This is a genomic window from Stenotrophomonas sp. Marseille-Q4652 (assembly GCF_916618915.1).
In the GTDB taxonomy this organism is placed as follows: domain Bacteria; phylum Pseudomonadota; class Gammaproteobacteria; order Xanthomonadales; family Xanthomonadaceae; genus Stenotrophomonas.
Window position 1 is genome coordinate 1 of the sequence record NZ_CAKAKE010000002.1, and the last position, 20959, is coordinate 20959.

At 66.3% G+C, this 20959-nt stretch carries 23 protein-coding genes; 16 read left to right on the forward strand and 7 right to left on the reverse strand.

Annotated elements, in window-relative coordinates; all coding sequences use genetic code 11:
- From LG380_RS15715 to LG380_RS15780, 15 genes are all read left to right on the forward strand, one after another.
- A partial coding sequence (locus LG380_RS15715) for a hypothetical protein (RefSeq protein WP_225766734.1) occupies positions 1-243 on the forward strand: 243 nt, incomplete at its 5' end.
- A gap of 33 nt (positions 244-276) precedes the next feature.
- Positions 277-786 (forward strand): hypothetical protein, encoded by a 510-nt coding sequence (locus LG380_RS15720; protein ID WP_225766736.1) that lies wholly within the window; start codon positions 277-279, stop codon positions 784-786.
- Positions 779-3463, forward strand: a complete 2685-nt coding sequence (locus LG380_RS15725) for a DotA/TraY family protein (RefSeq protein WP_225766738.1) — start codon at positions 779-781, stop codon at positions 3461-3463. The genes LG380_RS15720 and LG380_RS15725 overlap by 8 nt, the downstream gene beginning before the upstream one ends.
- The gene (locus LG380_RS15730; RefSeq protein WP_225766741.1) at positions 3463-3795 is read left to right on the forward strand and encodes a hypothetical protein; all 333 of its coding nucleotides are present in this window, start codon (positions 3463-3465) and stop codon (positions 3793-3795) included. The genes LG380_RS15725 and LG380_RS15730 overlap by 1 nt, the downstream gene beginning before the upstream one ends.
- 25 nt (positions 3796-3820) lie before the next feature.
- Positions 3821-4117, forward strand: coding sequence for a hypothetical protein (locus tag LG380_RS15735; protein ID WP_225766743.1), 297 nt, complete (start codon positions 3821-3823; stop codon positions 4115-4117).
- Positions 4118-4274: 157 nt separating this feature from the next.
- Positions 4275-4475 (forward strand): hypothetical protein, encoded by a 201-nt coding sequence (locus LG380_RS15740; RefSeq protein ID WP_225766745.1) that lies wholly within the window; start codon positions 4275-4277, stop codon positions 4473-4475.
- Positions 4476-4512: 37 nt separating this feature from the next.
- On the forward strand, positions 4513-4845 hold the full coding sequence (locus LG380_RS15745; protein WP_225766747.1) for a hypothetical protein: 333 nt from the start codon (positions 4513-4515) through the stop codon (positions 4843-4845).
- Positions 4846-4942: 97 nt separating this feature from the next.
- Positions 4943-5071, forward strand: coding sequence for a hypothetical protein (locus LG380_RS15870; protein ID WP_263973799.1), 129 nt, complete (start codon positions 4943-4945; stop codon positions 5069-5071).
- Positions 5072-5084: 13 nt separating this feature from the next.
- Positions 5085-5789, forward strand: coding sequence for a ParA family protein (locus LG380_RS15750; RefSeq protein ID WP_225766749.1), 705 nt, complete (start codon positions 5085-5087; stop codon positions 5787-5789).
- Positions 5790-5801: 12 nt separating this feature from the next.
- Complete coding sequence (locus LG380_RS15755; protein WP_225766751.1) at positions 5802-6134, forward strand: hypothetical protein; 333 nt, start codon at positions 5802-5804, stop codon at positions 6132-6134.
- 119 nt (positions 6135-6253) lie between these two features.
- Complete coding sequence (locus LG380_RS15760; RefSeq protein WP_225766753.1) at positions 6254-8095, forward strand: hypothetical protein; 1842 nt, start codon at positions 6254-6256, stop codon at positions 8093-8095.
- Positions 8096-8104: 9 nt separating this feature from the next.
- Complete coding sequence (locus tag LG380_RS15765; protein WP_225766755.1) at positions 8105-8545, forward strand: ankyrin repeat domain-containing protein; 441 nt, start codon at positions 8105-8107, stop codon at positions 8543-8545.
- Between the two features lie 59 nt (positions 8546-8604).
- Complete coding sequence (locus tag LG380_RS15770) at positions 8605-9570, forward strand: hypothetical protein (protein WP_225766757.1); 966 nt, start codon at positions 8605-8607, stop codon at positions 9568-9570.
- Positions 9571-9691: 121 nt separating this feature from the next.
- Positions 9692-11950: a DUF927 domain-containing protein gene (locus LG380_RS15775; protein ID WP_225766759.1), complete on the forward strand. Its 2259-nt coding sequence runs from the start codon at positions 9692-9694 to the stop codon at positions 11948-11950.
- Positions 11947-12339 (forward strand): hypothetical protein, encoded by a 393-nt coding sequence (locus LG380_RS15780; protein WP_225766761.1) that lies wholly within the window; start codon positions 11947-11949, stop codon positions 12337-12339. Before LG380_RS15775 ends, LG380_RS15780 begins: the two co-directional genes overlap by 4 nt.
- A 5-nt stretch (positions 12340-12344) precedes the next feature.
- On the opposite strand, the gene LG380_RS15785 is transcribed toward LG380_RS15780, so the two are convergent.
- The 3 genes from LG380_RS15785 to LG380_RS15795 all read right to left on the reverse strand — a co-directional run bounded on the left by LG380_RS15785 (position 12345) and on the right by LG380_RS15795 (position 13914).
- A complete protein-coding gene (locus LG380_RS15785; protein ID WP_225766763.1) occupies positions 12345-13049 on the reverse strand; it encodes a type II toxin-antitoxin system MqsA family antitoxin in 705 nt (234 codons plus the stop codon).
- Positions 13046-13381, reverse strand: a complete 336-nt coding sequence (locus LG380_RS15790) for a type II toxin-antitoxin system MqsR family toxin (RefSeq protein WP_225766765.1) — start codon at positions 13379-13381, stop codon at positions 13046-13048. Before LG380_RS15790 ends, LG380_RS15785 begins: the two co-directional genes overlap by 4 nt.
- A gap of 263 nt (positions 13382-13644) precedes the next feature.
- The gene (locus tag LG380_RS15795) at positions 13645-13914 is read right to left on the reverse strand and encodes a hypothetical protein (RefSeq protein WP_225766767.1); all 270 of its coding nucleotides are present in this window, start codon (positions 13912-13914) and stop codon (positions 13645-13647) included.
- A 204-nt stretch (positions 13915-14118) separates the two neighbouring features.
- Here LG380_RS15795 and LG380_RS15800 point away from each other — a divergent pair, with 204 nt between their 5' ends.
- On the forward strand, positions 14119-14688 hold the full coding sequence (locus LG380_RS15800) for a hypothetical protein (RefSeq protein ID WP_225766768.1): 570 nt from the start codon (positions 14119-14121) through the stop codon (positions 14686-14688).
- A gap of 18 nt (positions 14689-14706) precedes the next feature.
- Here LG380_RS15800 and LG380_RS15805 read toward each other — a convergent pair whose 3' ends face one another.
- The 4 genes from LG380_RS15805 to LG380_RS15820 form a co-directional block, all read right to left on the reverse strand.
- Positions 14707-17166, reverse strand: a complete 2460-nt coding sequence (locus tag LG380_RS15805) for a hypothetical protein (protein ID WP_225766775.1) — start codon at positions 17164-17166, stop codon at positions 14707-14709.
- Positions 17167-17275: 109 nt separating this feature from the next.
- The gene (locus tag LG380_RS15810; protein WP_225766770.1) at positions 17276-18649 is read right to left on the reverse strand and encodes an ankyrin repeat domain-containing protein; all 1374 of its coding nucleotides are present in this window, start codon (positions 18647-18649) and stop codon (positions 17276-17278) included.
- Positions 18646-19896, reverse strand: coding sequence for a zincin-like metallopeptidase domain-containing protein (locus LG380_RS15815; protein ID WP_225766772.1), 1251 nt, complete (start codon positions 19894-19896; stop codon positions 18646-18648). Before LG380_RS15815 ends, LG380_RS15810 begins: the two co-directional genes overlap by 4 nt.
- A 97-nt stretch (positions 19897-19993) precedes the next feature.
- Complete coding sequence (locus LG380_RS15820) at positions 19994-20332, reverse strand: hypothetical protein (RefSeq protein WP_225766774.1); 339 nt, start codon at positions 20330-20332, stop codon at positions 19994-19996.
- Between the last annotated feature and the right edge of the window lie 627 nt (positions 20333-20959).

Genomic DNA, 20959 nt, shown 5'->3' on the forward strand with positions numbered 1-20959 from the left:
AGCGAAATGGAAGAAGACACCCGCAGCTGGGAAATCCGGATTTGGGAAGGCGTGGTGAGGTTCCACCGTGAGCACCCGTTCAAGGCCGGTTTTCTGGGCTTGGGGCTGTGCGGCCTGGCCGCTCTGCATTGGCGCTACCCCCTGGCCGTCCTGTTCATTTTCTGGCTCCGCGCCCAGCCCTTGCCCGCCCTGTTGTTCGGCTCCGTCGTTGGCGGGGCCGCGATGTTGCTCGGTTCGCCCTGACGTTTCAACCCACCCCACCAAGCGAGAACCCCCATGTTTCGATATGTCAAAACCAAGGTAGCCAACGGGGCCAAGCGCTCCACCCGCTACGCCGGCAAGGTCGTGAACGCGGCCGAGATTGCCGAGACCGCCAGCGCCACCACCGGAATGCTTCGCCAGTTCTGGGAAAGCCGCAAAGGCACCGACCGGCGCGAGACTTTCCAGAACGCCGTGGAGCGCCGCGGCCTGACCCAAGACGACTTGCGGGCTCTCCACCGCCAGCACTCCATCGTTGCGCACCTGACATTTTTCTTTGCCTGCGTAGCCATCGCCATGGGCGCTTGGCACTACGCCCAGGGCTCCCTGCCAGGCGCCCTGGCTGGTTTCGGTGCGCTGATGGCCCTTCTGGGCTACTTCCTCCGCGCCGGCTTCCGCGCGGCGCAGATTGAGCGCCGCGACCTGTTCCCGTTCCAAGACTACCTGCGCTCTCCCCTGAGCTGGCTTCCGGCGCTGTCGCTGCCGGCCCAGGGGAAGGCTGTGACCAAGGCGGTGCGCCATGACTGAGTCCACCCGGCTGGCGCGTATGCCGCGCCCCACACTCAAAGAGCGCGTGGAATACCGCGACACCGCCGACGCGGTGAGCGAGTTCCGCGAGACTGCAGAAGCCATCGGCCGCACCCCGGCCGATTGCCTGCGCGAAGCCGCCCGCGACTGGACGGCTAAAACCAAAGCCGTTTACGGCTTGGCGCCCTACCTGCTGTTGCTGGTGAGCCTGTTCCTGCCAGGCCTGGCCATGGCCGGCCCGTTCGACGTGCCGGACAGTGACCTGTCTAAAAAGCTGTTCCTGGACAACCTCTTTCCCGAGCTGACCGGCGGCGGCGGCGGCAGCCCGCTGGGCGCAGCCGTGGGCATGTTCAACACCGCCGTGCTCATCGTGGCCGGGATCCTGGTGATGTATACGCTCATCGCCGGCACGCTCTCGACCGCGCACGACGGCGAAATGCTGGGCAAGAAGTGGTCCAGCCTGTGGCTGCCCATCCGCACCACCCTGGGCGCGGCCGCCATTCTGCCAACCATGGGCGGCTTTAGCGTCATCCAGGCCATCGTGATTTGGCTGGCCCTCCAGGGCGTTGGCATTGCCAACTCCGTCTGGGGCGCCTACGCCGACAACCCGCTCCAGGGCGCGGCCTACGTGCCGCCGTCCGAAGTCCGCCAGCTTGAGAAAATTGCCGGGCAAATGTTCCTGCAGCACGTGTGCCGGGCTGGCCTGGAACAAGCCGAAGCCAATACTGACATGAGCCAGCTTCAAGGCGTTGGCCTGCGCTCCTGGAAGGCCACCCGCCAGACCACGGACAACGACAACGTGATGGCCTGGAACTACGTGACCAGCTGGGGCTTTTCCTGCGGCACGATGATGATTCACAAGCCCAAGCGCGGGGACTTTGCTACCGACGCGAGCAGCGCGGCGGCCCGCAACCTGGTAGACCCATACGCCATTGCTCAAGGCGTGTTTCCAGCCCACGTGTCGGCGCTCACGGCCATGGACGCGCGCATGTCAGCCCTGGCTGACCGGTTTGTGGCGGCTCCCACCATGGGCGCCGGCGATGACACGGTGAACGGGCCCGCGGTGACGGCTGAAATCAAAGCCGCGGCCGTGGCCTACTCGCAGACCATCAAGCAGGCGTCGCAGTCCCAGGCCAACGTCCTCCAGTCCGACGACTTCAAGCAAGCGCTGCAGCAAGACGGCTGGGTCATGGCCGGCGCGTTCTACACCAAGCTGGCCCACGCCTTGGACTCGATCTCTTCGGCCACCAGCCGGTCGGCCCAGCTGTCAGTCCAGGGCGAGTTCCCGAAGGCACTCCCCGACGTCCAACTGCGCTGGGCCGAAGCCAGCGCGGCGCTGCGTGATGTGACCAGCCCAGGCGCCCACACCGTGGGCAGCGAGCAGGGCGGCAACATCATGGACAAGCTGCTGACCGTGGTGCTAGACAGTGCCCGCGACGTGGATCCGGAAGGCATGTCTGGCCATCCCCTGATTGCCACCAAGAACACCGGCGAGTCCATGAAGTCCTGGGGCATTGGTATCTACACCGTGGGCGCCGTGGTGGTGGCTGCTGCCGGCGTTATCGCCGGTAACGTCGCCGGCAAAGGCCTGGGCACTGACACCGCCTTACTGGCCCTGACTGACATTCTTTCCACTCCGCTGTTTGCCCTGGTCGGCCCCCTGATTTTGATGGGCGCCGTGCTCTCCAGCGTCATCCCCATGCTGCCTTTCATTCTCTGGGTGGGCGTGGTCCTGGGCTGGATTGTCCTGGTGACCGAGGCCGTCATTGCCGCGCCGCTCTGGGCCGTGGCCCACATGGCCCCGGACGGTGACGGCGTGGTGGGCCGCGGTGGCCAGGGTTACATGCTGGTGCTGTCGTTGACCCTGCGCCCGGCGCTCATGGTCCTGGGTCTGATTTGTGCCATCGCCATCCTGGTCCCCGTCGGCGAATGGCTCAACTCCACCTTTGCTCACGTGTTCCGCCTGAACGTCATGCAGGACAACCCGAGCTGGGGCGGCTTCATCAACATCCTGATGGGCCTGGCCATCTACTCCACGCTGATGGTCACGGTGATGACCAAGATTTTCAGCCTCATCCACGTCATTCCCGACAACGTGCTGCGCTGGATTGGCGGCGGGGTGGACAACATGCTGGGCCAGAACGCTCAACCCCTGGCCGGTGCGGTTGAAGGCCAGTCCACCAACCTCCTGGGCGCCGGTGTGGCCGCCGGTGCGGTCACCAACCAGCTGGGTAACAAGGTGGCGGCGGCAGCCCGTGAGCACGCTGGAAGACAGAGGCGCGAGGAAGAGAACAACGAGCGTCAGAACAGCAAGCTGGTGGAAGACTTGGAGCAGTCCCGAGAAAAGGCCTGGGAGGCCAACGACCGGGCCGAAGAGCGCGGATCCGTCTCTAACTATGAGCGCGCTTTCGACGCCGAGGCACGCCACGGCCAGGCCGCTTTGAACGTGGCCGGCAGGATGGACGCAGGCTTTGGCCAGCGTCTGGCCCAGGCTCGCCAAGCCGACGCCGGCACCGGCGGCACCCAGGCCCAAGATGAGCTGATTGCCTCAGAAGCCAGCACCGCCCCGGACGCCAAGCCCTACCAGCAGGCGCTGGCCGAGGCCCAGCGTGCGTTTGCCAAGGCTGAGCGCAACGCCCAGGCCGCCAAGAAGGCAGCCGAGCCGGAGGATGAGTAATGGCCTTTGAAATCACTCCCCGCCACGAACAGGAGCGCCTGCGGGCGCTCTACCAAAAGCACGTTGACCAGGTGATGGAACACCTGGCCAAGAACGGGCCCCCGCAGGTGCGGGCGGCACTGGAGAACTGGCACCCTACCGCCTACGCGATTGAAGCCGAGGCCAGGCGTTTGAAAGCCGCCCGCCAGGAGGCCGAGGCCCTGCCGGGCCAGTGCGAAGCCATGGCCGAGAAGCGGGCCAGGGAGCGGGAGCGCCTGGAGCGTCGGGCGTATGCCCAGCGCGAGCGCGAGCGCTTCACGGCAGAACAGGACCGGAGGAACCGGAATGTATGATATTATATCATATAATATGAAAGGGATGGAGCAGCTACCGCCACCGCCCGGCGTCGAAACCCTGGCCAGGCTTCGCCGGTCCGAGGGCTACCAGTGCGTTCTGGAAGCCTTGGAGCCCCGCCCGCGTCCTGCGGAGCTGGCCCAGGCCCTGGAGGCTGCCGCTCTTTATGGGAACGCCCCCGGTGTGCTGGCTCTGCTGGAAGCCGGCGTGCCGGCCACGGCCGACGCCCTGGAGGCGGCCCTTCGCAGTGTCCACCCCACGGGCTTGGCGTCGGCGCGTTTGCTGTTCGACGCCGGCGCCCGCCTCCACCGGCTTCATTGACCCTTTTCCCCTGGCTGTTCCAGCCCTTGCCGCCCTACGGGGCGGCCTTTTTATGAGCCCGGACGAAGATTCAAAAGTGTCTGGTTTCTCACACTTCTGGGGCTTGACGGCAATAGCATATAATATAATATGATATTACCACAACGGAGACACCCCCATGAACAAGCTCGCTTCCACCACTGCCACCGCTTCGACCGTTCCGGTCCTGCGCTACGAAACCGCCGTCAATCCGGTGGCCCGCGAGCGCGAGCAGCGCGCCCGCCAGCAGCTGCGCGCCCCTGACGCCTGCTATCGCGCCGCCGCCCGGGCCATGCCCGAAGCCGAAGCCCTGGCCCTGCTGGCCAGCTGGGAGAAGTGAGATGACCCCCAAGCCTAACACTATTATATCATATTATATGACCTCATACGACAAAGACCCCGCCTGGCTCCAGTGGCTTGCCCGCGGAATGGAAGCCCTGGAGAACCTGGACGAGAACCCGGACACCTGGCCGCGCCGTCTGGCCTGGTTGTTGCTCCTGCCGGTGCTGATGGCCATGCCGCTCCTGCGGGGCGTGCTGGTGAGCCTGGAGGCCGTGGCCCAATTCCTGATGAAACGCCCAAAGCGTGACTTCAAGCGCAACCCGGTAAGCCCTGCCTTCTGGCGCTTCCTCGCAGTGCTTCTGAGCGCAACAGCTGCGTGCTGGGTGATTGTCGCCCTGCGGGCCCTGGAGATCCTGGAACCGCTCTAACCCAAGCCCCCACTGCGCTAGGGGGCTTGACACTATAATAGCATATGATATTATATTTCCACCCTGGAAACCCCAGGCTTGAACCGAGAGAACCGCCATGAACCGCTCAAAGAACCGCCGCCGTAACGCAAACGCCTCCTTCCTGGTGCTGCTGCCCCTGGCTGCGCTGGGCGGTCCCGTCCTGGCTGGTGCGGTTTTCCTGTTCTCCGGCCTGAACTTCTTCTGAGGACACAACCATGATGAGCCCCGCCAAACCAGCACTCGGTAAAACAATCAGCATTGCCAATGCCAAAGGTGGCGTGGGCAAGAGCACCTGCACCCTGTTCACCGCCGGCGCCCTGGCCGCGGCCGGCCACAAAGTCCAGGTGGTAGACCTGGACGGGCAGGGCTCCAGCCTCATCTGGGCGGCCAACCGCGCCCAGATGGGCAGGGCCCCGGCCTTCGATGTGACCCGCGCTCCCGCGCCCGGCTACGACTGGACGGTTTACGACCACCCCCCGGGCCTGCCCCAAAAGGTCAACACGCGCGCTCACGTGGTGCTGGTGCCCACCTTCCTGGCCCTGTTCGACCTGGCGGCCACTGGCAGCTTTGTGAAGGACCTCCACCAGGCCGGCCAGCGCTTCCTGGTGGTGCCCAACCGGTATGAAAAGGTTTCCGGTCACATCAGTGCCCTGACTGAGCTTTTCCCCGAGGGCCATCCCTACCTCAAGAAGCACTCCAGCATTCAGACCGGCATTTTTAACGGCGTGACCCCCTACGACGAGAAGAGCGGGATCCGCGACGCGCTGGTTATCCGTCAGCACTTCGATGAAGTCATGGACCACCTGGTGGCCCTGCTGACCGACCCCAGCCGTCAGTTGCCCTACACAGAACTGGTGAAGCTGGCGGAACAGGAGAAGGCCAAGCTGGCCACCGCCCAAGCCCCCAACGCCCCATTGTTTTAAGGAACCGCACGCATGACCACCAAGAAGACCCCCATGAGCTGGGCTCAGAAGCTGGAAGGCCTGGCCCCCACCATCGAAAAAGTGGCCTTTCAGCCCACCGCTGCCGCTTTCGACCACAAGCTCCACCCGGCTGCCCATGGCGCGCCCCGCGCCGTGGTGAAAGCCAAGGTTCGCGCCGCCCAGGGTGCCCAGGGCGTGCTGGTGCGCGTGCCCACCGCCACCCTGGAGCGCTTGAAGGCCCACACCGTGGGCAGCCATACGGTTTCCATCGTGGCGCTGGCCGATTGGGCCTTGGACTACCTGGAGCAGACCGGGCAGGCCATTGAAACCAATGAGAAGGAGTGACGTGGGAAACCCGTCACTCCCCACAATCCCACCCCTGTAATTTAGTCTTAATTTGTGGGTTGACACCCACAAGACCCACGCTAATTTGAATTCATCCCCCTGGTTAGGAGCGTTACCCAATGAGCATTACCACCAACGGCGCCCCCCTGGGGACGGATGGAATCAAGGCCCTGGCGTCCACCGATAGCTGGCAGACCCCCAGCGAATACGTGGACCCCACCACCGGCAAGACCTACCGAGCCGACACCCTGGAAGACCTGTTGGACATGCTGGCGCAGAACAACGTGCCGCTGTTCGACCATGACGCCATGCGTGCCGCCGGCAAGACCACGGCCCCGAAGGGCAACCGCAGCGGGCAGGGCCCCAGCGGCGACGACAACCTCCAGTGGGACCGTTTGCTGATTCAGCTCCAGCACTACCCGGACCCGGAAAAAGCCCGCGAAATCATCATGGGCGCCCTCGCCAACCCGGACGTGAGCATGACCCGCAACCTGGGCGGCGGTCGCACTGCCACCAAGGTGCTGCAGGGCCGTCGCGCCGTGCTGGCCCACGAAGTCCATCACGACGACGAGCGCGGCCCGCACTTCATGGCCCAGGTTCATACCGTGGCCTTGGGCCCGGATGGCCATATCAGCCAGAAGTGGAGTTTTAGCCGCGGCGAAGACGCCAAGGCGATGGTGGAACAGGTCAACGAGGCCCTGGCCCAAAATGGCCTGGCCCCGCTGGTGTTCCGTCTGCGCGATGAAACCGGCACCTCCGTGGCCGAGCGCAAGGCCCAGCTGGACGCTGCACAGTCCGAGGAATACCGCCAGGCTGCGGAAAAGGGCGAGCTGCCCCCGTTGCTGGAAGACGACGCCGCCGACGCCCTGGCCGACGCCATGCCGACGTCGGCCAAGAAGGAGAGCCTGCGGGCCGCTGCGCAAAGCGCAGGCGCCCAAGCGGCCAGCCTCTACGCCCAGGCCGCTGCCCTCCAGAAGCAAAACGCGCTTTACCGCCAAGCCCTGCGCGCCCTGGAGGCCGAAGAGCAGCACTTGGCCCGCATCGGTTCGCTCAACACTCGCCTCCAGGAAGCGGTGGCCAACGCTGCCGAGGCCGAAGCCCAGCACGCGGCTACCGTGGCCGAGCAGGCGGCGGTGATTGAGCAGACCCAGGCCAAGGCGGCAGAACTGTCCGAGCAGCTGGAAAGCACCACCGCGGCTTTGAATGAAACCAACGCCACCTTGGAGTCGACCGAAGCCGAGTTGACCCAGGCCCAGGCCAGCGTTTCCACGCTGACCAGCGCAAAGCTGGAGCTGGAGGAAAAGCTGGAGGAAACCAGCGCGCAACTGCGCGGCGTCACCGATGACCTGGCCGTGGCCACGCAGAACATCGACCAGCTGGAAACCCGTCAGGCCGAGCTGTCCCGCGCCTTGGACACCGAGCGCCTGGCCCGCAAGAACGAAGCCGCCGCGCACGAGGCCGAGGTTTCCGAACTGCGCGGCGAGCTGTCGGCAGAGAAGAAGGCCCGCGAAAAGGTGGAGAGCCAGCTGGAGCGCACCCGCGGCGAGCTGGCCGACGAGCGCACCGCCCACCACGCGGCCCTGGCCGAGTTGAAGAGCGAAACCAAGCGCGCCGACACCGCCGAAAAGGCCGCCGCCAAGGCTCAGGACGAACTGGCCGCCCTGCGTGAGCAGCTGGCCATGGTCCAGGCCCAGGCCAAGGCCCAGGCCGCTGACCTGGAGCGCGAGCGCGAAGCCCGCAATCAGGCCGAGCAGGCCGCCCGCGCCGCTACCGCGGCCCAGGCCACTGCCGAAGCCCAGCGCGACGCCCGGCCGACCCAGGAGCAACTGCAGGACGCCCTGGCGGCCAAGGCCAAGGCCGAAGCCCAGCGCGACGCCCTGGCCGAGCGCCTGGAGCAGCTGGTGAAGGCTCAGGCCCCGACGCCGGGGAATGAGAACGGCAACAAGGGCCCCCAGGCGTAAGGGGGCCATGTGACCGACCTCCACCGCGCCGTTGAGGCCCGCGACCTTTCCACCCTCCAGCGGTTGCTGGAGGAAGGCGCGGATCCCAACCGGCGCGGTGGCCAGGTCCACCCGCCGCTCCACCGAGCCGCCCAGCTGGGCGATGTGGAAGCGGTCAAGGCATTGTTGGCCGCTGGGGCCAACCCAAATTCCCGCGGATTCTGGAAACAGACCCCGCTGATGTATGCGGCCCAGGGCGAGGGTGACACCTCTGCCGCCGCTGCTGTGCTGCTGAACGCCGGCGCCAAGTTGAGCGCGCGTGACCGCAGCAACGACACTGCATTGCTCTGTGCCGTCCGAACCGGCCACCCCAACGTTTCCCGCTTGCTCGCCGCGGCGAGCAAATCCCACCACCTGGAAACCATGTTGAAGCAGGCGCCAACGGCGCCTGCGTCACGGGGGAGGCTCTGATGAAAATACCCGGACCGGAAGAAGGCAGCGCCCGTGCTGATGACGACATTGCCGCTTTGTTGAGCGCGGCCGACGCGCGGATCCAATCGCAGAAAAAAGGCAGCTGGGAGAACCAAGGCGACGTGGCCCCCGTGGTCGTGGACCTGGGCGCCGAGCTGCGGAAAAACTGGCTGTGGGTGCGCCCCTGGCGCTCCAGGCCGGTGGACCCGCCGGACTTCTCCACCGCCGAGCCCATGGGCCGCTTGCCGGGTTGTCGCAGCAAGGCCAGCGCCTGGTGCTCCCGTCAGGGCGACCCGTCAGGCCCCTGGTGGGCGCTTCACCTAGACGGTGACCCGGAGAGCCTGGACACCGAAACCATCGCCCGTTGCTGGCGCGTCTGGTGGCGCACCCAGGTCCGCATTTTCGTGGAGTTGGAAGACCTCACGGCCGACGCCGGCGACGGTCCGGCCGCCCAGGCCTGGTTGAAACTGACCTGGGAGGAAGTCGTGCGCCTGCGCGGCAAGGTGACGATGTTCCCCGTGCCTGGCCATCCCGACGAGTCCAAGGTCCGGGCCATGGCCAAAGACCCCCACGCCATCAGCTACCTCAACGCCTGGCTGCGCGCCGAAGGCGCTCCCCGGCGGGTGCCCAAGGTGGCCACCCTGGAGGCGGTGGAGGCTCACGCAGCGAACGAGGCGCGCGACGCGCTGGCGGTCCTGGAGTTTGCCCGCCGTGACCTGGCCAGGGCACGCAGCGAGCGGGGCAGGGCGCGGTTGAACGTGGCCCAGCAGCGCCGGGCTGTGGGCGGCATGGCCGCGGTGATGACCGTGCTGGGCCTGGGCAAGCCCAAGGCCATGGACCCGAACCAGGAAGCGGCCACCAGGGCAGAGGCTGGCGTCATCGCCGCCAAGCGTGCCGTGCGCGAAGCCGAGAAGGCGTTGAAGCACAAGCAGGAAGCCCTGGAAGCGGCGCGCAGCAGGCTGGAGAAGGCCATCCGGGAGCGCTTGGAAGCAGAGCAAGCCGAAGCCTCCAAGCCGCCATCTTGACAGGGCAATGGTTGCATGGGAACTGTGGGAACTGCGGGAACTTGGGAATTTCAGCCCTGGAGCCCTTGACAGAACAAATAATAGAATATAATATAATAGCATTACAGCCAGGAGAGTGGACATGGCGGCACCCATGACCCCAAAAAACAGCAAGAGCCAGCATCCTGTGGCCCAGACCTTGGAAGCCTTGGAAGCCGAAGGCTGGGATCTGGACCTCCCCGCGAAAGGCGACGAGCTGGAGGCGCCGGAGGGCGACCCGCTGGCACCCGGCGGAAGCCAGGTTTTCTACGCAGGCGGCGCCATGGGCGAAATCACCGCCCGCGGCTTCTGGAAGATGGACAGGGAGGGCGCTTACTACTGCGTCCACCCGTTGCCGTTGTGGCCAGCGGAAATCATTGAGGCTGCCACGCAAGACGGCACTACCGCGGTCTATGTGCGTATGCGCTTCGCGCGCGTCCATGGCGGCACCGGTGAGTTGAAGTTGCCCCTGGGTGAGCTGGGTGGCTTTGGCCGCAAGGACCACCCGCTGGTGCGCGGTGGCTGGAAGCCGCCGGCGTCAAAGCGTGCCGGCGCCGTCGAGGAAATCCTGACCTACGCGCTCAAGGAGCTTTCAGAGCTGGGAATGCTACCCACGCGCAAGGGCTACGAGATTGCCGGATGGGTGGAGCATGACAGGCACGTGCGCCCAGGCTCTGATCTTTACGTGGGCCAGGCCTTGGGCTCCACCGTCACCGGCGGCAGCCGTGAGGTCTGGGCCAAGACCATGACCGAGCTGATGAACGATAGCGGCATTCTCGCTTTCACCATCGCTTGCGCCCTGGGTTCGCTGTTCCGCGGCGTGGTGCCGTTGCCCCACTCAACCAGCCACATCGTCAACCTGACCGGCGCGCCTTCGCGCGGCAAAACCACCATCCTCAAGGTGATTTCCTCGCTGGCCGGCGTGCCGGACAAGCCCGGTTTCCTGGATGGGGCCAGCACGGCGCGCGGCCTGGAGAACCGGCTGGCTGCGAGCAATCACGGCTGGATGCTGGTCGATGAGTTCGACCAGCTGCTGATGAAAGACGCCGACGGTGGCGCCACCACCTTGATGTTTGTCTCCAACGGCGGCGGGCGTGAGAAGGCCACCCAGACCGGTGGCAGTGTCCAAGGCGCTACCTGGAGCGTGACCGTGGTGGGCACCGGCAACAAGTCACTGCTGGACCTGGCGGCCAGCGCGAAGAAGGGCGAGGCGCTGACCACCCGCATTTTCGAGCTGGACATCCTGGACGCAGACTTGACCACGTTCACCGAAGTGTCGGCGTTGCCGTCGCGCCTCCACAAGCTTTCAGAAAACTACGGCTGGGGCTATCCCACCGCGGTGGAAGCCATCGCCAGCCGGCGCGGCGAATGGATTCAACTGTTCTACGAGATTGACGAAGAACAGCGCAGCAACGAGCGCCTGGCGCCGATTTTCCAGGACCAAGCGCGGCTGCTGGCCTTCTTTGAGCTGGCCCTGATGGGCGCCGAGCTTGCCAAGGAAGTCATTTCTCCCGCCGCCGGCGCCGCCGCCCTGGAAGCGGTGGGCATTGCCATGGCCCGCTACGAGCAAGAGCCCGAAAAAGGGATTACCCAGTCGCTTCACCGGCAGCACAAGCTGCTGCTGGACCTCCACGAGTGGCTTTCCCTCAATGCGGGCCGGTTTGTCTGGAAAGGCTACGCATGGAAAGAACCGGCGCGTATGCGCTTTGACACTGCCGGCGACGCTTACGACGAGGAAGCCAGCCGCGGCATTACCGAGGGCGATCGTCAGGCCGAGCAGGCCCGCTATTTGACCTCCTGCGCCCTGGGCGGCAGTCGTGGGGCCTTGGGCCAGGTGAAGCAGGTGCGCCCAATGAAGGATGACTTGGATTTTGAGGGCGAGCTGGTGCTGGGCGCGGCAGCGCTGGAAGAGCTGGAGCGCAACGCGAAGATTGACCGCGCCGAGCTGACGACCGCCGCCAAGGCGTTCGGCTTGCTCCAGACCAACGAGAAGGACCGCGACGCTTACAAGCTGTCCGGCGCCTTGGCTCGCCAGCTGGGCGGTGGCTCCCGTGGTTTGAAGCTGCTGCTGCGCAAGCCTGACCTGACCGAGCAGATCCGCACCTTGGCGGCAATGCCCGCCAAAGCTGCCTGGCGCCCGGCGCGCTGGGCCGATGACACCGGCATGGCCGACATGTGGGCCAGCCAGGACACGGCCGCCCTGGAAGCCCTGGCCCAGGCCAACGCCGAGCAGGTGGCCCAGGGTTACGTCCAGCACGACGACGACGACCAGGAGCTTTATATTCCGGGCTTCGATGACCTCGACGCCCAGGGCCAGGCCCTGCCTGGGTCAGTGGAAGCCCTGTTTGGAGGCAAACCATGACGTTGAGCGTTCGTGCCATCCATCGGCCCCTGGGCCTGGCCATCGGCCCGCTGTCGGTCGGCGTGGCCGAGCATGAAGGCCATTTCTACGCTGACGTGCCGCCCCTGGGCCGCATTTCAGCCAGCTCCCTGGAAGAGCTGGCCAGCTCGCTGCAGGCAGGACTGGCCGACTTCCAGAAGCGCGCCAGGGCGCTGGAAGTGGAAGAGATGGAGAAGGCCTTGGCCACGGCCCACCAGAACCGGCAGCGGTCCCTGGCCCAGCTGCGCGAAGCGGCCACCGTGGCGGCAGCCAGGGCGCACCGACTGGCGGCAACACGCTACGCGCTGCTGGTGTTGGTGCTCATGCCTCTGTTGAACCAGCACGCCCCAGCCTGGCGACTGGGGCGGTAGAAATCTCAACGCCGGCCGGGTGCCGCCGAACGGTGTGAGGTGAGGGCTCCAGTCTTCGGACTGGGGCCCTTTTTTTCAGTGCCGGCCACCAGCTTCCCGGTCACCACCTCGCCGGTGGCGGTCCTGACTTTCACCTGGCCACCGGAGGCGGTGAGCGTTCCCAGCCGCTTCTCCAGGGCCTTGCGGTTCATCACGCGGTTGACCAAGGCGGGGCGCTTGGCCCTGGGTGAAACGGACACTTTGCCGCGCATTTCCACCTTGACCTTGCTGGCCAGCTGCGGGGCCACTTCCGCGAGCAAATCCGGGTGCTTGTCCAGCAGCTTGAACAAGTTGAACACCGCCGGCAGCGGTTCGGCCTCGCCGCGCTCGTAGCGGCTAAAGGCGTTGTGACCGCCGCCGGTGAGCAGTGCCGCCGCGGCCTGGGTCAGGCCCAGGGCTTCGCGGATCCGCTTCAACTCGTCGGCGCGGGCCTTGCGCACCTTCGCCACCAGGGCGTTGGAAACCGACGCCCAACGGGCGGTGCTGCCGGCGTCGGCAAAGGTTTCCTCGCACACGCGGCACCGCTCGCCGGTCATCGTCAGCTCTTCGCTGAAATCGCCAACGCGCACGGTTTCCAGGCCCTTGTAGGGCTCTAGCGCCTGGGCGCTTCCGCACACCGGGCACTGGCCAACGGCCAGGGCGACGCCGTGGTTCTCGTTGTGCTGTGTCATGTGTCGTTTTCCTCCAGGCGTTTGAACGAAATCACCACGCGGGGGGTGGTGTTGGCGTCGGGCGGCTCAATCAGGGTGAACTTGACGTAAGCCGCGCCGGCGGGGGTGTCGCAGTGATAGACGTCCTGCCAGATCCGATGGTCCGCGTGGGTGGTCATCGACTTGTAGCAATCTGAGCGCTCCAGCGCCGCGATGGCCGCCAGGGCTTCGTCGGTGGTCAGCTTCATTTCTTCCACGCCCTTGCGGGCGCTACCGGTGAAGCAGCCCACCCCGTGGATGGCCACAACTTCTTTGACCTTGGCCAGGGGGTAATGCGCGGACTTTTTTTCCATGTCTCGGGTTCCATTCTACCCTTAAAGGGTAACGCGGCAAGAGGGGTTGACAGTCAAGTCTAGACTGCTAGGTTCAAAGGGGCCGGGGGTGCTCCAACCTCCCTCCCCCGGCTTCCTTGGTGGGTATGTCGTTGCGTTGCAGTAGTAGGAGAGCCCCGCCCCTGGCGGGGTTTTCTCTTTGGGCCGGCAGGACGCCGGCTTTCCCCGACCTGGCCCGCGTCGTGCGGGCCCGTCTTTCCAGCCAAGCGGGTAGGGGCCGGCCCCTACCGCGCCTTTTCTTCAACCACCAGCGTCTGGTCTCTGGCCTCCAGCTGGGCCAGGGCCCAATCCATCAACGCGACCATGGCCGGGCCAGGGGCGCCGTTCACGCTGTTTTTGACGCGCTCGGAGAGCTCGACCGGGAGCAGGAAAAACGCCTGTTTTGAGTAGGTCACCCCGTCGCGTTCGCGGGGGATGGCTGCCCGCATGACCACCCGCGTGCCGTCCACGGCCGGCTGGGTGCGGTGTTCAAAGAGGGGAGAGGGCGTAGGCATTAGGGCGGTTCAAGTCTGGACTAGAAGCCCAAAAGCATACTGCACCGGGCAACCAAGCCCCCGCTGCGCTAGGGGGCTTGACTATATTATATTATATGATATTATGTAGTTGACGGTGGAGGAAACCCCACCCAAGGACCACTCTTTTTTTCACTCCATCGGTCCAGTCTAGACTGGACTGGACTAGACCAAAGGAAAGCCGCTATGAACCGTATCGCTCTGACCATCGCCACCCTCCTGTTTGCCACCGTCGCCCAGGCCGCCGATTACGGCCCGGTTGAGAAGGTGAAGATTCCGGGCGTGGGCCCGGTGGACTACCAGCACGTTCTGACTGAGACCAGCCAGCCGGGCGAAACCATGGACGCTTTCGCGGCTCGCCTGTCGCCGCGCCTGCGGGCTTTCAGCGATGAAACCGGCTTCGAGGCCTGCGGCGTGATTGCCACCGACGGGGAGCGCTTCGGCGCTGTCATCGGCTCCAACCGTTCGCACATCGCTTGTGCCAATTTCAGCTCCAAGGTGCCGGAGGGTATGCGTCCCACCCTCCAGACGATCCACAGCCACGGCAAAGAGCGCGGCTTCAACGCGAACCGCAACGACCTGGCGCTCAACGGTCAGGTGTTCGCTGGCCACCGCGGCCTGCGCGGTGTGGCAGGTCAGAACCTGCGCGAGTTCTCGGAGATGGACTACGACGGCGGCGCGGGCTACCTGGCCACGCCGGAAGGCACCAAGCACCAGGCCGGGCATGGCACCGTTCGCACGGTCCACGCCCACTAAACCGGTGGGCCGACGCCGTTAGGGCGTCGGCAGCACGTCGCCGGGGAACTGCGGGTAGGGCGTTCCAGGCGTATCCCACGACAGGGCGCAAGGATTGCCCGGCAGAACCGGCTTCCACGGGCCTCCACCGGGGAAATCCCGATACCAGGCCGTGTAACCGCCAATCGGCGCGTGCGAGACCAGCAACTGGTATTGGACTTCATACGAGCGCACGCACTTGGTCCCGGCAAAGCCGGCGACATAGCCCAAGCCGTCGTGCCACCAGCCCACGTTGCCCACCACGGCGGTGGCGCAGGTGCTGGAGGTGGTGGCCCAGCCGGTCACCGGCGTCCATTCACTCCAGGCTGACCAATCGCCCCACGAATAAGCACCCGTCGGCGCCGGGCAGTAAGCCGTGCGCGTCTGGGTCCGCTGTTCGTTGCGGGTCTGGGTAATGCCGCCGACCTGACCGACCGGACAGCCCAAGGTCTGAGTGGCCACGCGGTTCTCCACGTTCGTCTGCGTGCTGGGGTTGGGCAGGGCGCACGCCGGCGCCGGCGGCGGTGCCGGGGTGGCGCAGGTGTTGGACGTGGTGGTCCAACCGCCGGTCGCCGTCCAGGCACTCCAAGCACTCCAGTTGCCCCAGGTGTAGGAACCAGTCGGAGCCGGGCACGTGGCCGTGCGCGTCTGCGTGCGTTGTTCCGGCCGGCTCTGGATGATCGAACCAGACTGACCAGCCGGGCAACCCAGGGTCTGGGTGGCCACACGGTTCTCCACGTTGGTTTGCGTGCTTGGGTTGGGCAGGGTGCAGTTGGTGGCGCAGGTGTTGGACGTGGTGGTCCAAGCCGTCACACCCGTCCATGCGGACCAGCTTCCCCAGCTTCCCCAGGTGTAGGAACCGGTCGCGGCCGGGCAGGTTGCGGTGCGCGTCTGGGTGCGCTGCTCGGTGCGCGTCTGGGTGATGGCTCCCGATTGGCCCGAGGGGCAAGCCAGGGTCTGGGTGCCGGTGCGGTTTTCAGTGTTGGTCTGCGTGCTCGGGTTGGGCAGGGAGCAAGCGGCCAAGCAATCACCGTAGTTGACGAAGGTGCCACCGGTGCCGTCCCAGGTCCACGGAGTAGCCACGGCCGCACCGGTCGGAGCCGGGCAGGACCAGGATCGGGTTTCACCCGTGACCCAGTTGCTGCTCGTGCCCACCCATCCTGCAGGGCAGGCGGCGGTGTAGAACAACTGGCGCCATTCCGGAGGCGGAGCCACGCACTGCGGGGCACAGGTGCTGCTGTAGTTGCGGGTGTTTCCCGTGTTGGTCCAGCTGCTCCAGGAACCATAGGTCGGGCCGGGCAGGCTGCGGGTTCCCACCGGGCAGTTGTAGGTCACCGAACGGGTGCGCGATTGCTCATACTGCCAAGTGGTCACCCCCAACTGGCCCGCAGGGCAGGCGCCCGAAGCGTTGACCCACTGGGTGCCGCTGTCCGTGGACGGAGCCGGGCAAGAAGCGCAGGTGTTGGTGGTATCCGTCCAGGCGCCGGCCTGGGGGGCTTCCCACGCTTCATAGTTGCCGCCGATTTCACCGCACCACCAGCGCCGCTCTTGGTTCGTAAGGCCCCAGGTGCCTGCCGGGCAGGTGGCCACGCTGCGGTTTTCAGTGGGCGGGATGACGCAAGCGGCCACCGAGGAAACCGGCGACGAGGGCGCAGGCACCGCCGGGGCCGGCGGCGTGTTCGGGCTCACCGGAGTGGGAGCAGGCGGCAGCGCCGGGCTCACGGTCGCAGGCGGCGCCATCGGCGCGCTGCTGACCGGTGCGACGGGAGCCGCACCGCCCACGGGCCCAACCGGGCCCACCGGCGTGCCCACGGGCGCGGAGGTTGGAGCCGTGACCGTGGGCACCGCCGGTGGAAGCGCAAGGGGCGGGGCTGCCACTGCCGTGCCAGCCACCAGGCCCGAGTAGAAAACAAAGCCCATGCGGCCGCTGCCGCGCTCGCAAGCGTCGCCGGCGGCGGCAATGTCCAGCTGGCCCTCGCTGGCCATCACGCTCACGTTGTCCACGCGAACGTCCCAGGCGCGGGAAGCCATCGAGGCGGCCAGGCCAGCGCACGCGCTGGCAGGCACCTGGGTCTCCACCAGGAAAGCGTCGCCACCGGTGTTCACTGTGGCCGGATGGAAGCTCACCGGGTTGCCCCAGGCGTTGACCAGGCCAGAGCCGGCCCGCTTGTAAGCGTCGCCGGCCAGGTCATCGCGCCGCACCAGGGCAGTGGTCAGGTTGTTGTAGTTGCCGAGCATTCCGATGGAGCGCTCGATGTTCAACGCGCTTTGCTCCAGCGCGTCGGTTTCGTTGCGCACAGCGGCCTTTGCGTCGGTGCTCTTGAAAGTCACCATTGCCACCATGCCGAGGACCGAAACAACGCCCAGGGCAAGCATGGTTTCCAAGAGGCCAAAGCCTTGGGCGCGGTCAATGGCCACGGCCAGGCGTGAGGGCTTAAAACGGGTGTGGGGGTGTGTCATGGGTAAAAAGCTCCAACCTTTTCCTACCCCCACCATGCGACAGGATTAGAAAAGCGCAAGCCCCTGAAAGTGCCTAAAAACAAGGGGTTTTTTAGTTTTTCCTGTTTGGTCATGGCGACGCCCTGCGCGGTGCTGGAGAGGGTGCGTTTAGCTCCAGCACACCCTGGAGCGAGGTCTTCAACTTCTCGCGCTCCAGGCGCAGTTGCGCGTTCTCTGCTTCCAGCCGTGCCAGCTTCGCCTCCAAGGTTTCAACGGGCGCCAGGCTGGCGTGTTCGTCGGTTGCTCGCTCGCGTTGTTCCCAGGCGCTGCGCCCCTGGCTCATTGCTGCCAGCACGTCGGCATTGCCAGCGGCCACCTGGCGCGGTGTCCTGCCCAGGGCGTCGGGTGCGTCCAGGTCCGCGCCGGCGTCGGCCAGCAGTCGCGCGTGCTCGGTGTTGCCCTTGCGCGCGGCCACGTGCAGCGCCGTGGCGCCGTTGGCGTCCACACTGTTGGCGTCGGCGCCGTCTTCCAGCAATGCCGCCAGCACGGCCGGCCGGGGCTGTTCCGCGGCCACGTGTAGGGGCTGGGCCACGGTGTCGGTTTCCGACATGGCCCCCGCACGCAGCAGCGTTTTCACCGCCTCCACGTTGCCGCTGGAGGCGGCCATGTAGAGCGGAGTCATGCCGCAAAAATGGCTGTTGAGCGTGGCGGCCTGGCGCAGGGGTTGATGACGCAGCAGCACGTCCACCATCGCCGCGTCACCGCGGCCGGCGGCCAGGTGGAGCAGCGTGGGCCCGTGCCCTTCGCCGGTGGCCACGGGTTGGTCCAGGCCATCGGGCACACGGGCCACCACGCGCCGCAGGGCGTCCACGTCGCCGGTTTGAACGGCCTCATGGGCGGCCGCCACCGGATCCAGCGGCGCGAACAACTGCGCGCTGGTCGTGGGCCCGTGCTCGTCGGTCAGGCCCATCATTTCGGCCTGCTGGCGCACGGTGAAGCCGTGCGCGTTGGCCCGGTCTGGGTCTGCTCCATAGGTCAGAAGCTCATGGAAAGCCTCAAGGTGTGGCCGGCTCACTTCCCACCGGCTGGCGGTGTGGTCGTAGGTGAACGCGCCGGCCAGGGCCAGGTGGAGCGGGGACATGCCGCGCTCGTTGAGCGCGTCCAGGTCCGCGCCTTCGCGCACGGCCTGGCGCAATGCCGGCAAATCCGCACGCAAGGCGGCGGTGTGGAGCTGGTAGGGGTCGCGGTCCAGGTCCATGGGTTCCTCCGGGTCCAGGTCTTCAACAACAACAAAGGCGTAATCACAGGGCCCGCAAAAGTGGACCTGTTGGGGGCCATCGGCCCCGCTGCCTTCGGTGAAAGCGGTGCGGCTTCCGCACTTGGGACACCCTGCCGGCTGGTCGCCGGCGAAATAGGTATCTGCTGCCAGGCTCGAGTCCTGGGCCAGCAGTGCGTCCACGGCCACGCCGTCGTTGCGTTCGATGGCCCAGCGCAACGCGGTCATGGCGTCACCGCCTTGCGCACCTGGGCGGTGACTTCGGGCTCTGCCGCCAGCACGCCCTGGAGGGCGTTTTTCAGCTGGTCGCGCTGGGCCCGCAAGGTGGCCAGCTCCTGCTCCAGCTCCGGGGCCGGTCGCGGGTCGTAAGGGCCACGCGCCTGGAGGCCGTAGTCGTCGGCATATTCGCGCACCGCGTCCAGCGCGCTGTCCGCGTCGCGGTAGCGCAACACCTGCTCACGGGTCAGGCCAGCGTCTTCGACGGTCAGCGCGTAGTCGCGCTGCAGGAGCAAATCAAACTCCCGCACAAACGCGGCTTGCTGCTCGCTCTCCGCGGTGGCTTCGGCCACCTGGAGCGGTGCCGGGGGCTCAATGCCCAGGAAGTCCATCATCTTCTGAGCGTCGGACGCAGCGCGGTAGATTTCCCGCGGCTCCTTTTTGAGCACTTCAATCCAGTGCCCCACGTAGGCGTGATGTTGGCCAGGGTCGTGGCCAACCTGGAGCGCTTCGCCGGCCATCATTGAGAAGATTTCCGCACGCAGCTCTTCGCGTGCATAGCTCTCCGAACCGAAGGGCCCAGACAAGTCACGGTCCAGCCGGGACGGGTGACCGGTGGCGTGGCCAGCTTCGTGTAGGGCCGTGGCCCAATAGGCGTCAGCGGTGTGGAATTGGTGCTGTTCCGGCAGCTGGATCCGGTCCTGGGAAGGACGATAAAAGGCCTGGTTGCCGCCGTGTTCGATGGGCACGCCCAGGCGTTCAAGCACCTCAGCCACGGCCGCATGACGGAAGGCTTCGGGCACTTCCGGCGCCGGCGGCGGCGGCGGAAGGCCGTCAATCTGCGAAGCGTTGAACACGCGGGCATGGAACACCGTCAACGAGGGCCGGCCCTTGGCGCTGGCTTCCTCGTCGGCGTCCTCGCCCGTGTCCTCATCTTTGCCTTTGCGCAGGCTCTTTTTCCAATACTCAATGGAGGTCGATTTCTCGCCTTTTCGGACCTGGCCACCCAAGGCGGTGGCCTGTTTGTAGGTCATCCAGCGGCTGTCTGTGCTGCCAAGCTCTGCCTGCCGCAACATCAGATTGATGGCGTTGCCCCCGCGGTAAGCCTTGCCGGTGGTCGGGTTGAACGGCATACCGCCGGAAGGGCTGCGGGTGCCCGCTTTCCAGGGACGTTGCCAGGGGGCGGTGCCCGCCTCCAGGGCGGCAATCATGCGGTCGGCCACTTCGCGGTCATAGTCGGCTCGTTTGGTGCTGCTCATCGTTCGTTCTCCGGTTGGGGTGCCGCGCGCCAACCGCCCGCGGGGGTGTGATAGACCTGCCAGGTGCCCCATTGCCGGCTGTTGTCACGGGCGCGGTTCATGCGTCCCCCTGGCCCGCAATGGGGCTTTCCGGCGGCACGTCGATATCCGGCACGACGGTGACGCCGTGACCGGCCAGCAGCGCCTCGCGCACCAGGTCCAGGACTTCGCCCAGGGACACCAGCACGGCGCCCACTTCCGGCACCACCGGCACGCCGAAGGCATAACGGCCGTCGTGGAGGCGGGACATTTCAACGTCCACCGCGCTGTCCAGGGCGTCCTCTTCGCTCAGCGCGTCCTCTTCTAAGTAGTCATCACCGGCCTGGTCAGCGGCCGGAAAGCGGTAGGTGTAAGCAGGGTTTGCCAGCACGCTGGCGGCACGTTCCAGGTCATTCATGGGGTGGGTTCCTTGGGGGGTGGGTAGCAAGCAACCCGGCCAGGTCAGGGATCCGGCAGGGCTTGGCCACCGGCTCCAACGCCGGCAGCTGATGGACGGGCGTGCCCAGGTGGGCCCGCAGGCAGCCGGCCGGTGGCGCGTCGTCGGGACGGGGAAGGGCCAGGAAGTCATCGGCCACCCCGCGCGGGGTGATGGCCATGCACAGGCGCGGCCTGGGCGGTGGGGCGTAGGTCGAAACCTTCCCCAGGCCCAGGTCCAAGCGCATGCGGCGAACGGTCGAATCGGATAGGCCGGTGGCGGCCACCACGTCCCTGGTCGCGGTGCGCCCCAGCAGGAGCCGGCGTGCCAGAGCCAGCGTGTCGCTATTGCTCTTGTTGTGGGGTGGGTGCCCTTGCCTCATTGGTCACCACCGCGCAGCATTTCCCGCCGCTTGCGAGTCGGGGCCACAGGCCGGCGCAAGGGCTGGAACATGCCCAGCAGCCGTTGCTCAATCTCCCCGCGGGTGCAGTGGTGCACGTTTCTGCGGCAGGGGCGGGGGGTGCGTCCGGGGGCGTGATGTGCTTTCATACCGCCCCCTCAAACCCGCGGCTTGCGGGAGGCGGGGGCGGTGTCCTCTTCCATTCCGAC